This is a genomic window from Microbacterium sp. (assembly GCF_052099035.1).
In the GTDB taxonomy this organism is placed as follows: Bacteria; Actinomycetota; Actinomycetes; order Actinomycetales; family Microbacteriaceae; genus Microbacterium.
In genome coordinates, this window is the sequence record NZ_JBQDSX010000081.1 from 1 (window position 1) to 9,669 (window position 9,669).

Consider the following 9,669-nt stretch of genomic DNA (forward strand, 5'->3'; position numbering starts at 1 on the left):
GTCGTCGTGCTGCCCGCGCAGCAGGACGAATTCACGTGCATGAGCTGCTTCCTCGTGAAGCATCGCTCACAGCTCGACCACGAGGGCGCGGACGGCCCCATCTGCAAGGAGTGCGCTGCCTGATCGCAGACGCACTCACGTTCGTGCGCCCCGGCCGTTCGGTCAGGGGCGCATCGTCGTCTTTACGCGGCGGTGTGCGCCGCGACAGCATCCGCCTCGGCAGCGCGAATGGCGGCGGCAAGGCGATCGGGCGTCCGGCTGGAGATCGTCCAGCTGGGGATCGGGTCGTCCGGATCGGTGTTCTCCACGATCACGATGCCGTCGATCCCACCGCGCAGCAGATGCCAGCCGCGTGCCGAGAGGCCGGGGCCTCGCGCCTGACGCGCGTCCTCTCCGGAGTGCTCCGTGATCTCGCCGAGCCATCGCGCGTCGATGTGTGCGCGACCGGCGTAGAGCACCGTTCCCTGGATGCGAATCCGCGGCGAGCCGAAGATCAGGGCGCAGATGAGCACGAGAGCCACTCCGACGCCGATCAGCAACGCGGGCAGCGAGCCCAGCGGTGTGAAGGTCAGCATCACCATCGGAGCCGCAACAGCGGCGGTCACCAGCATCCACAGGCTCGGCGAAAGACGCTCGCGGTAGCGAACGCGTGTGTCAGCTGCGGGGTTCTGCATTAGCCTCGTGGGGTGAGTGATTCCGTTGATCTTCCCATTATCGCGCCTGTCACCCCGCATTACGCCCACCCCGGAGACGCTGGTGCCGACCTCGTCGCCACCGAGGCCGTGCGGCTGGAGCCGGGGGAGCGCGCACTCGTGTCCACGGGGGTGCGCATCGCGCTCCCCGAGGGATACGCCGCTTTCGTCGTACCGCGCAGCGGCCTCGCAGCGAAACACGGCATCACGATCGTCAACTCTCCGGGAACGGTGGATGCCGGGTATCGCGGCGAAATCAAGGTGAGCCTGCTCAATACGGACAGGTCGAGCGCGTACGATGTGGCGGTCGGGGACCGGATCGCGCAGTTGATCATCATGCCGGTGGCCCGAGCGAACTTCATCCCGGTCGAGGAGCTTGCGGACAGCACGCGCGGAGACGCGGGTTTCGGATCGACGGGATATCAGGCGGCGAATGCTGCTGAGCAGGCAGGAAGCACGAAATGACTGAAGAGATCACACAGCCCACATCGAAGTCCGCACCGGCGAATCGATCCACAGAGGGACCGTTCGACGAGTCCGAGGCGAATCCGGTGCGTCCGTACATCGACCTCGGCGGAATCAAGATCCTCCCTCGTGAGGGGCTGAATCTTCGTCTTGAGGTGGAGGAGCAGTCCAAGCGGATCGTCGCCGTCGGCCTCGATTACGCGGAATCCTCGCTGCAGGTGCAGCCGTTCGCCGCGCCGCGGACGCTCGGCCTCTGGCACGAGACCCGTATGCAGCTGGTCGACCAGGTGCGCCAGCAGGGCGGGCGCGTCGAGGAGCGCGAGGGTGCGCTCGGCAAGGAACTCCTCGCTGAAGTACCGGCACCGGCATCCGAGGGATCGACGCTCAACCTCGCCCGGTTCATCGGTGTGGACGGTCCGCGCTGGTTCCTGCGCGGAGTCATTGCCGGTGCCGCCGCATCCGATCCTGAAGCCGCCGCGAAGGTCGAAGACCTCTTCCGGTCGATCGTGGTCGTGCGCGGCGGAACGCCGATGCCGCCGCGTGATCTGATCCCGCTGAAGATGCCGGCAACGCCCGGGTCGGCGTGAGTACACCCGAAGAACAGGGCTCCGGCCTCGAACCCGAGCAGGGTTCCGGCAACGCGGCATCCACCTCGGACCTGCTCGGTGCGGCCCTGGGCGGCGCAGCGCGCAGAGCGGGGCTGGATCCTGCGGAGGACGCCAGTACGCAGAAGGTCGTCTGGTCGGCGATGGGCGGATGGCGCGGCATTCTGGAATCGGTGCTGCCCAGTCTTGCCTTCGTCGTCCTGTTCACGATCCGACCTGATCCGCTCATCCTGTCGCTGGGGGTCTCTGTCGGACTCGCGGCGGTGTTCACGCTTGTCCGTCTCGTTCAGAAATCGCCGCCGGCGGCGGCGCTGGGCGGCCTGATCGCAGCGTGCGCGGCGGCAGGGCTGGCGCTGTGGACGGGGCGAGGGGCGGACAACTTCGTCCCCGGGCTCATCACGAATACCGTGTACGGCACGGCACTCCTCGTCTCGGCACTGATCGGCTGGTCGTTGATCGGCATCGCCGCCGGTTTCCTCATGGGTGAGGCGACGGCGTGGCGCACAGATCGGCGCAAGCGCCGGGCGTTCTTCTGGCTCGGCATCGCCTGGGCGGCACTGTTCTTCGCTCGTCTCGCTGTGCAGCTGCCCCTGTACCTGACCGAGCAGGTCACGGCACTCGGCACTCTCAAACTCATCATGGGGCTGCCGCTGTTCGCCCCGCTGATCGCCGTCACCTGGCTGGTCGTGCGGGCGCTGTATCCGCGCGAGTCGCCGCAGGACGCAGCATCCACGGCATGATAGATTTATCTTGACATCAAGATAAATCTCGACCTTCCGCCGAGAGCAAGACGAGCGCACACTGTTAGGTGGGCCTTGCTGGCAGCCGGCGGCGCAGGCGAGCAAGATGGAAGCGCCTGTCGCTCCCCTCAGACTAGAAGGAGACGGATTCGTGTCCACAGTGAACAGCTTCGGTGCTCAAAGCACCCTGACGGTCGGCAGCACCGACTACGAGATCTTTCGGATTGACACGGTTCCCGGCTTCGAGAAGCTGCCGTTCAGCCTGAAGGTCCTCCTCGAGAACCTGCTTCGCACCGAGGACGGTGCGAACGTGACGAAGGCGCAGATCGAGGCGCTCGGGGCGTGGGATGCTGCGGCAGAGCCCACCACCGAGATCCAGTTCTCGCCGGCTCGCGTCGTGATGCAGGACTTCACCGGCGTGCCCTGCATCGTCGACCTCGCCACCATGCGCGAGGCCGTCACCGCTCTCGGCGGCGACCCCAACAAGATCAACCCGCTCTCGCCCGCTGAGATGGTCATCGACCACTCGGTCATCGCCGACCTGTTCGGCTCCGAGAACGCTCTCGAGCGCAACGTCGAGATCGAATACGAGCGCAACGGCGAGCGCTACCAGTTCCTGCGCTGGGGTCAGACCGCGTTCAACGACTTCAAGGTCGTTCCCCCGGGAACCGGAATCGTCCACCAGGTGAACATCGAGCACCTGGCGAAGGTCATCTACGACCGCACCAACGGCGGCGTGCTCCAGGCATACCCCGACACGTGCGTCGGCACCGACTCGCACACGACGATGGTCAACGGCCTGGGCGTGCTCGGCTGGGGCGTCGGCGGCATCGAGGCAGAGGCAGCCATGCTCGGCCAGCCCGTGTCGATGCTCATCCCGCGCGTCGTCGGATTCAAGCTGACCGGTGAGATCCCCGCCGGTGTCACCGCGACCGACGTCGTGCTCACGATCACCGACATGCTGCGCAAGCACGGCGTCGTCGGCAAGTTCGTCGAGTTCTACGGTGCTGGTGTGGCATCCGTGCCCCTGGCCAACCGTGCCACGATCGGCAACATGTCGCCCGAATTCGGTTCCACCGCGGCGATCTTCCCGATCGATGAGGTCACCACGGACTACCTGCGCCTCACGGGCCGCGACGAGCAGGCAGTCGCTCTCGTCGAGGCGTACGCGAAGCTGCAGGGACTGTGGCACGACGCGGACAACGAGCCGAAATTCAGCGAGTACATGGAGCTCGACCTGAGCACCGTCGTGCCGTCGATCGCCGGCCCGAAGCGCCCGCAGGACCGCATCCTCCTCTCCGAGGCGAAGACGCAGTTCGAGCAGGACATCGTCAACTACGCCAACCCGTCGACATCGGACTCGCTCATCGACCTCGAGTCGAAGCACTCCTTCCCCGCATCTGACCCCGGGGGATCTCCGGGTGATGAAGACCACGACACTCGTCCCGTGCACATCTCCAGCGGCGTCAACGGCACCTCCAAGCCGGTCCCCGTGACCACGCCCGACGGCGAGAAGTACATTCTCGACCACGGTGCGGTCACGCTTGCCGCAATCACCTCGTGCACAAACACGTCGAACCCCTCGGTCATGATGGCCGCCGGCCTTCTCGCCCGAAAGGCGCGTGAGAAGGGTCTGAAGCAGAAGCCCTGGGTCAAGACCACTCTCGGCCCTGGTTCGAAGGTCGTCACGGACTACTACGAGAAGTCCGGCCTCGACAAGGACCTCGAGGGTCTCGGCTTCTACACGGTCGGCTACGGCTGCACGATCTGCATCGGCAACTCGGGCCCGCTGATCGAAGAGGTCTCGGCCGCTGTCAACGACCACGACCTCGCCGTGACGGCAGTCCTCTCGGGAAACCGCAACTTCGAGGGCCGCATCAGCCCCGACGTGAAGATGAACTACCTCGCCTCGCCTCCGCTGGTGGTCGCCTACGCTCTGGCCGGGTCCATGCACTTCGACTTCGAGTCGGATGCACTGGGCACGGACCAGGACGGCAACGACGTGTTCCTCAAGGACATCTGGCCGACACCGGGTGAGATCCAGGAAGTGATCGACTCGTCGATCTCGCGCGAGCAGTTCATCAAGCAGTACGCCACCGTCTTCGACGGCGACGAGCGCTGGACGAGCCTCCCGACGCCCGAGGGCCCGATCTTCGAGTGGGACGAGAAGTCGACCTACGTGGCCAAGGCTCCGTACTTCGATGGCATGACCATGGAGCTCACCCCGGTCGAGGATATCTCCGGTGCACGGGTCATGGCGACGCTCGGCGACTCGGTCACCACCGACCACATCAGCCCGGCCGGAAACATCAAGATCGGCACACCGGCGGCGAAGTACCTCGAGGAGCACGGTGTGCGCCAGAAGGACTTCAACTCGTTCGGATCGCGTCGCGGTAACCACGAAGTGATGATCCGCGGAACCTTCGCGAACATCCGCCTGAAGAACCAGCTCGTGCGCGCGGTCAATGACGGAGCCGAGGTCGAGGGCGGGTTCACGCGCGACTTCACCCAGGCCGATGGTCCGCAGTCGTACATCTACGACGCGAGCATGAACTACCAGGCCGCGGGCACCCCGCTGGTCGTCTTCGGCGGCAAGGAGTACGGCTCCGGCTCATCGCGAGACTGGGCTGCCAAGGGCACGAGCCTGCTGGGCGTGAAGGCCGTCATCACCGAGAGCTTCGAGCGCATTCACCGCTCGAACCTCATCGGCATGGGCGTCGTCCCGCTGCAGTTCCCGGCCGGCGAGAGCTGGGAGTCCTTGGGCCTCGACGGCACCGAGATCATCTCGATCGAGGGCCTCACACAGCTCAACGAAGGCGTCACCCCGAAGACCGTGAAGGTCACGGCGGAGCCGAGCGAGTTCTCGGCGGAGGGCAAGAAGACCATCACCTTCGACGCGGACGTCCGCATCGACACACCCGGTGAGGCCGACTACTACCGCAACGGTGGAATCCTCCAGTACGTGCTGCGTTCACTGGTCTGATCGCACTCATGGAGAGGCTCGGTTGCTTCGGCATCCGAGCCTCTCTCGGTTTCTGCTCGGAGATTTCCCGGGCCCCAGCGGTAACATCAAAGGGTCGACGTCTTCACCCAGGGAGGCGATCGACGAAGACGCTCAGGAGGTGCTGATGCCCATTCTTCCCGGCATCACCGGACCGCGGGATCTCGATGGGCTCAGCCCCGCCCAGCTGAACCAGCTGGCAGAGGAGATCCGCGCATTCCTCATCGAGAATGTCGCCAGGACCGGGGGACACCTGGGGCCCAACCTCGGCGTGGTCGAGCTGACGATTGCTCTGCACCGCGTGTTCGAGTCGCCCGATGATCCGATCATCTACGACACCGGCCACCAGTCGTACGTGCACAAGCTGCTCACTGGGCGCCAAGACTTCTCCGCTCTCCGCGTGCGCGGTGGGCTCGCGGGATACCCTCAGCGCAGCGAGAGCCCTCATGACGTCGTCGAGTCCTCTCACGCCTCGAGCTCGTTGAGCTGGGCCGATGGCATCTCACGCGCACTCACTGCGACAGGCAGGGAAGACCGCCACGTCGTCGCCGTCGTCGGCGATGGTGCTCTCACCGGGGGAATGACGTGGGAGGCGCTGAACAACATCTCTGATGACAACGATCGCAACCTCGTCATCGTCGTCAATGACAACGGCCGTTCCTATGCGCCGACGATCGGCGGGATGTCCCGCTACTTGAACCGGGTGCGCACGGCTGGTGCGTACAAGGATCTCCACCACCGCTCCGACCGCTTCTTCCGCGCCTTCGGGCCGATGGGTCGTGCTCTGTTCCGCGGTGTGCGCGGTGGCACCCACGGGTTCCTCTCCCGGTTCGTGAACAACGCCGCGTTGTATTCCAATCTGGACATCAAGTACCTCGGACCCGTCGATGGGCACGACATCTCAGCGCTGCGGGAGACCTTGGAGCTGGCGAAGTCGTATGGCGCACCGGTGATCGTCCATGCGATCACGGAGAAGGGCCGCGGCTATCAGCCGGCCCGCGATGACGAGGCAGACCAGTTCCATGCCGTGAACCGGATCGATCCGGTGACCGGCGAACCCCTCGGAAGCAGTACTCGCGGTTGGACGGACGTCTTCTCCGATGCGTTGGTTCGCGTGGGCGAACGTGATCCCCGCGTCATCGCGATGACGGCTGCCATGCTCCGCCCGACCGGACTCGCACCATTCGCGGAGCGCTTCCCGCAGCGCGTGTACGACGTCGGGATCGCTGAACAGCACGCTGTCACCTCAGCGGCAGGGCTCGCCTACGGCGGGCTGCACCCTGTCGTCGCGCTCTACGCCACGTTCATGGGGCGTGCCTTCGACCAGGTGCTCATGGATGTCGCACTGCACAAGGCGGGCGTGACGTTCGTGCTCGACCGTGCCGGGGTCACCGGCCCCGACGGCGCGAGCCACCACGGCATGTGGGACCTGGCGATGCTGCAGATCGTGCCGCACATCCGCATCGCAGCGCCCCGTGATGGTGCGCGTCTGGCCGAGGCACTTGATGAGGCCGTCGCTGTGGATGACGCGCCGACGGTGATCCGGTATCCGAAGGGCGCCGTCGCCGACAACATTGAAGCGATCGAACGACTCGATGATGGCGTCGATGTGCTGGCGCGCGACGAGAGCGAGGACGTGCTGATCATGGGCATCGGTCCGTTCGCCGCGCTTGCGATGGATGTCGCCGCACGCCTGCGCGCACAGGGCATCGGAGCCACCGTGATCGACCCGCGGTGGGCGATTCCCGTGCAGCCCTCGGTCGTCGAGCTCGCCGGACGTCACCGCCTCGTCATCACTCTGGAAGACGGCATCCGTGTCGGCGGCGTCGGCACTCGCGTGCGCCAGGTGCTGCGCGAGGCGGGTATCGACACGGCGGTCGATGAGTTGGGGCTTCCCGACGAGTTCCTCGATCACGCCTCTCGCGATCAGATTCTTGCGGATGCCGGACTCACAGCTTCCAAGATCGCCCAGGATGTCGTCGCTCAAGTTCTCGGAACGCGCATTCCCATCGCGCGCAATGCCGGGGAGACGGGCACGCTCGACCTTCCGCTGCACGAGCGCCGCTGAGGATCAGCGGGCCGGGCGACACCGATTGCGCCACACCGTCCAGCCCCATCCGCTGACGAGAGCAAGAGCGCACAGGGCCGCGGTCGCCCAAGGCAACGGTGAAGAGAAGGTGTACGCGTAGTCGCCGCGCGTGAGCAGCACGCTCACGCTCACCAGGATGAGTCCCAGAAGTGCGCCGAACGCGGCATACACCGTCACGTGTACGCTGATCCGTCGCGTTCGCGCCAGACGCCGTGCGATCACCCGCACGACGGGTGCAGCCGCGAGAGTCACCAGTGCAGAAACCACGCCCCCGATGGGGACGCCGAACATCAGATACAGCACGATCGTCGCCAGCGGAGGCCCCCAGGGCAGGCCGGATTGCAGCACTGCCGTGACGATGAGCGTGGCGATGAGCAGAATCATGAAGGCGCCCCACGCCGCGAACGCTCCCTGACGGAACTCGGCGCGGGTGAACGCCATCGGTTCCTCGGCTGCTCGTGGTGTTCGAAGTTCGCCGGTCATGACCTCACCTCACCCACGAGCGTGAGCAGCTCGCGCGTCGTCTTGCGGACGCCCGGCACCCGGACGAACGGCAGCGCGAGCGCAAACAGGCGCAGCCCGGCATCCAGTAGTCGCTGTGTGCTGCGCTGACCTGCGGAGTCGTCGTATGTCCAACGCAGCACAAGCGCCAGGTATGCGACGAATAACGCCTGGGGCATGAGGGCGGCGATCTCGTCGGGAAGTCGATGCTGTGCCCCCGTGACGGCCTCCTGGAACAGGGTGAGGGTCATCTCGCGGGCTGGCCCCGACTCGTCTGCAAGCGGGTTCAGCGGGGAGTCCGGGGGAATCATGGCGGTCATGAAGCCGGGCGCGACGCGCTGGTAGGGCGACACCGCGACAAGTCCGGTCTCGAACACGATGCGCAATCGGTCGACGAGCCCGGGAACGCCATCGAGGAGCGGACGCGCGAGCGCCGTATGCTCGCGCTGCACGCGCACGTAGAGTTCCTGCACGAGGTGCGTCTTGGAGGGGAAGTAATAGTAGGCGTTGCCCACTGACACCTCCGCTGCCTCCGCGATGGCGCGCATGGTGGTGTCCGCGTAGCCGTGCTCGATGAACGACGCTATGGCCGCATCGCGGATTCTGATGCGCGTGCGTTCGCTCTTCGTCGATGCTTCCGGTTCAGTTTCGAACATGTTCAAAAACTATCACGAAAACGGGGCCGCCTCCGAAGAAGCGGCCCCGCTCGCGTGTGCTGATCAGCGGTTTGCGATACCGCGGATCGGCGGGTTGTGGAACGTCGCTCCGAAGACCCGCTCTGATGCTCCCTCACGGTCGAGGTACGGCGAGGCGCCGCCGTCGATGAAGGGCCAGCCCGCACCGAGGATCAGGCAGAGATCGATGTCTTCGACCTCGGGCACGACCTTCTCGTCGAGCATGAGCTTGATCTCCTGAGCCAGACCGTCCTGCACCCGGGTGAGGATCGTCTCGGCGGATGCCGGAGTGGAATCGACGTGGCCCTTGAGCGCCTTTTCGGCTGCCTTGGTCCACCCGACGACACGGCCGCCCTTGTCTTTCTCGACGACCTGGTCGAGCTGCGCGAGCGCATGGAAGTTCTCGTTCGCGTAGAACCGGTCGGGGAAGTGACGCACCATCGTGTCCTGCACGTGGGCGGCGACCTTCCAGCCGACGAGATCGATGAGCTGGAACGGTCCCATCGGGAGTCCGAGAGGCCCGAACGCCTTCTCCACATCGGCGATGGGCGTGCCCTCGTAGACCGCGCGTGCCGCTTCGCCCATGACCTTGGCGAGCAGGCGGTTGACGACGAATCCGGGCTCGTCAGCGGTGAGTACCGCGTTCTTGCCGAGACCCTTGGCAACGACGAACGCCGTCGACAGGCTCTGTTCGTTCGTCACCGGGGTCTTCACGATCTCGATGAGAGGCATGACCGCCACCGGGTTGAAGAAGTGGAAGCCCACCAGGCGCTCGGGGTGTGCGAGCTTCGACCCGATCTCCTCGACGGACAGCGACGAGGTGTTGGTCGCGAGGATCGCGTCCTCTGCGATGATCTTCTCGATCTCGCCGAACACCTGCTGCTTGACGCCGACCTCTTCGA

Annotated in this window: 10 protein-coding genes; 6 read left to right on the top strand and 4 right to left on the bottom strand. The window is 65.6% G+C overall.

The genetic code is table 11. The features are described 5' to 3' along the window. The coding region (locus ACTIAO_RS15575) for a DUF4193 family protein (RefSeq protein WP_441907091.1) at positions 1 to 123 on the top strand (123 nt) is incomplete at its 5' end. 59 nt (positions 124 to 182) lie between these two features. On the opposite strand, the gene ACTIAO_RS15580 is transcribed toward ACTIAO_RS15575, so the two are convergent. Continuing rightward, the gene (locus ACTIAO_RS15580; RefSeq protein WP_441907082.1) at positions 183 to 674 is read right to left on the bottom strand and encodes a DUF3093 domain-containing protein; all 492 of its coding nucleotides are present in this window, start codon (positions 672 to 674) and stop codon (positions 183 to 185) included. Between the two features lie 12 nt (positions 675 to 686). On the opposite strand from ACTIAO_RS15580, the gene dut reads away from it, so the two are divergent. From dut to dxs, 5 genes are all read left to right on the top strand, one after another. Further along, positions 687 to 1,157: a dUTP diphosphatase gene (dut, locus tag ACTIAO_RS15585; RefSeq protein ID WP_441907083.1), complete on the top strand. Its 471-nt coding sequence runs from the start codon at positions 687 to 689 to the stop codon at positions 1,155 to 1,157. Then, entirely contained in the window at positions 1,154 to 1,744 is a 591-nt protein-coding gene (locus ACTIAO_RS15590) for a DUF3710 domain-containing protein (RefSeq protein ID WP_441907084.1), read from the top strand. The genes dut and ACTIAO_RS15590 overlap by 4 nt, the downstream gene beginning before the upstream one ends. Then, positions 1,741 to 2,502, top strand: coding sequence for a DUF3159 domain-containing protein (locus tag ACTIAO_RS15595; RefSeq protein WP_441907085.1), 762 nt, complete (start codon positions 1,741 to 1,743; stop codon positions 2,500 to 2,502). The genes ACTIAO_RS15590 and ACTIAO_RS15595 overlap by 4 nt, the downstream gene beginning before the upstream one ends. A gap of 151 nt (positions 2,503 to 2,653) precedes the next feature. Then, positions 2,654 to 5,485 carry an aconitate hydratase gene (locus ACTIAO_RS15600; RefSeq protein ID WP_441907086.1) on the top strand — a complete coding sequence of 944 codons (2,832 nt, stop codon included), beginning with the start codon at positions 2,654 to 2,656 and terminating at the stop codon, positions 5,483 to 5,485. Between the two features lie 145 nt (positions 5,486 to 5,630). Next, on the top strand, positions 5,631 to 7,571 hold the full coding sequence (gene dxs / locus ACTIAO_RS15605) for a 1-deoxy-D-xylulose-5-phosphate synthase (protein WP_441907087.1): 1,941 nt from the start codon (positions 5,631 to 5,633) through the stop codon (positions 7,569 to 7,571). A gap of 3 nt (positions 7,572 to 7,574) precedes the next feature. On the opposite strand, the gene ACTIAO_RS15610 is transcribed toward dxs, so the two are convergent. The 3 genes from ACTIAO_RS15610 to ACTIAO_RS15620 form a co-directional block, all read right to left on the bottom strand. Then, the gene (locus ACTIAO_RS15610) at positions 7,575 to 8,075 is read right to left on the bottom strand and encodes a hypothetical protein (RefSeq protein WP_441907088.1); all 501 of its coding nucleotides are present in this window, start codon (positions 8,073 to 8,075) and stop codon (positions 7,575 to 7,577) included. Continuing rightward, positions 8,072 to 8,749: a TetR/AcrR family transcriptional regulator gene (locus ACTIAO_RS15615; protein WP_441907089.1), complete on the bottom strand. Its 678-nt coding sequence runs from the start codon at positions 8,747 to 8,749 to the stop codon at positions 8,072 to 8,074. The genes ACTIAO_RS15610 and ACTIAO_RS15615 overlap by 4 nt, the downstream gene beginning before the upstream one ends. A gap of 63 nt (positions 8,750 to 8,812) precedes the next feature. After that, a partial coding sequence (locus ACTIAO_RS15620; protein ID WP_441907090.1) for a 3-hydroxyacyl-CoA dehydrogenase family protein occupies positions 8,813 to 9,669 on the bottom strand: 857 nt, incomplete at its 5' end.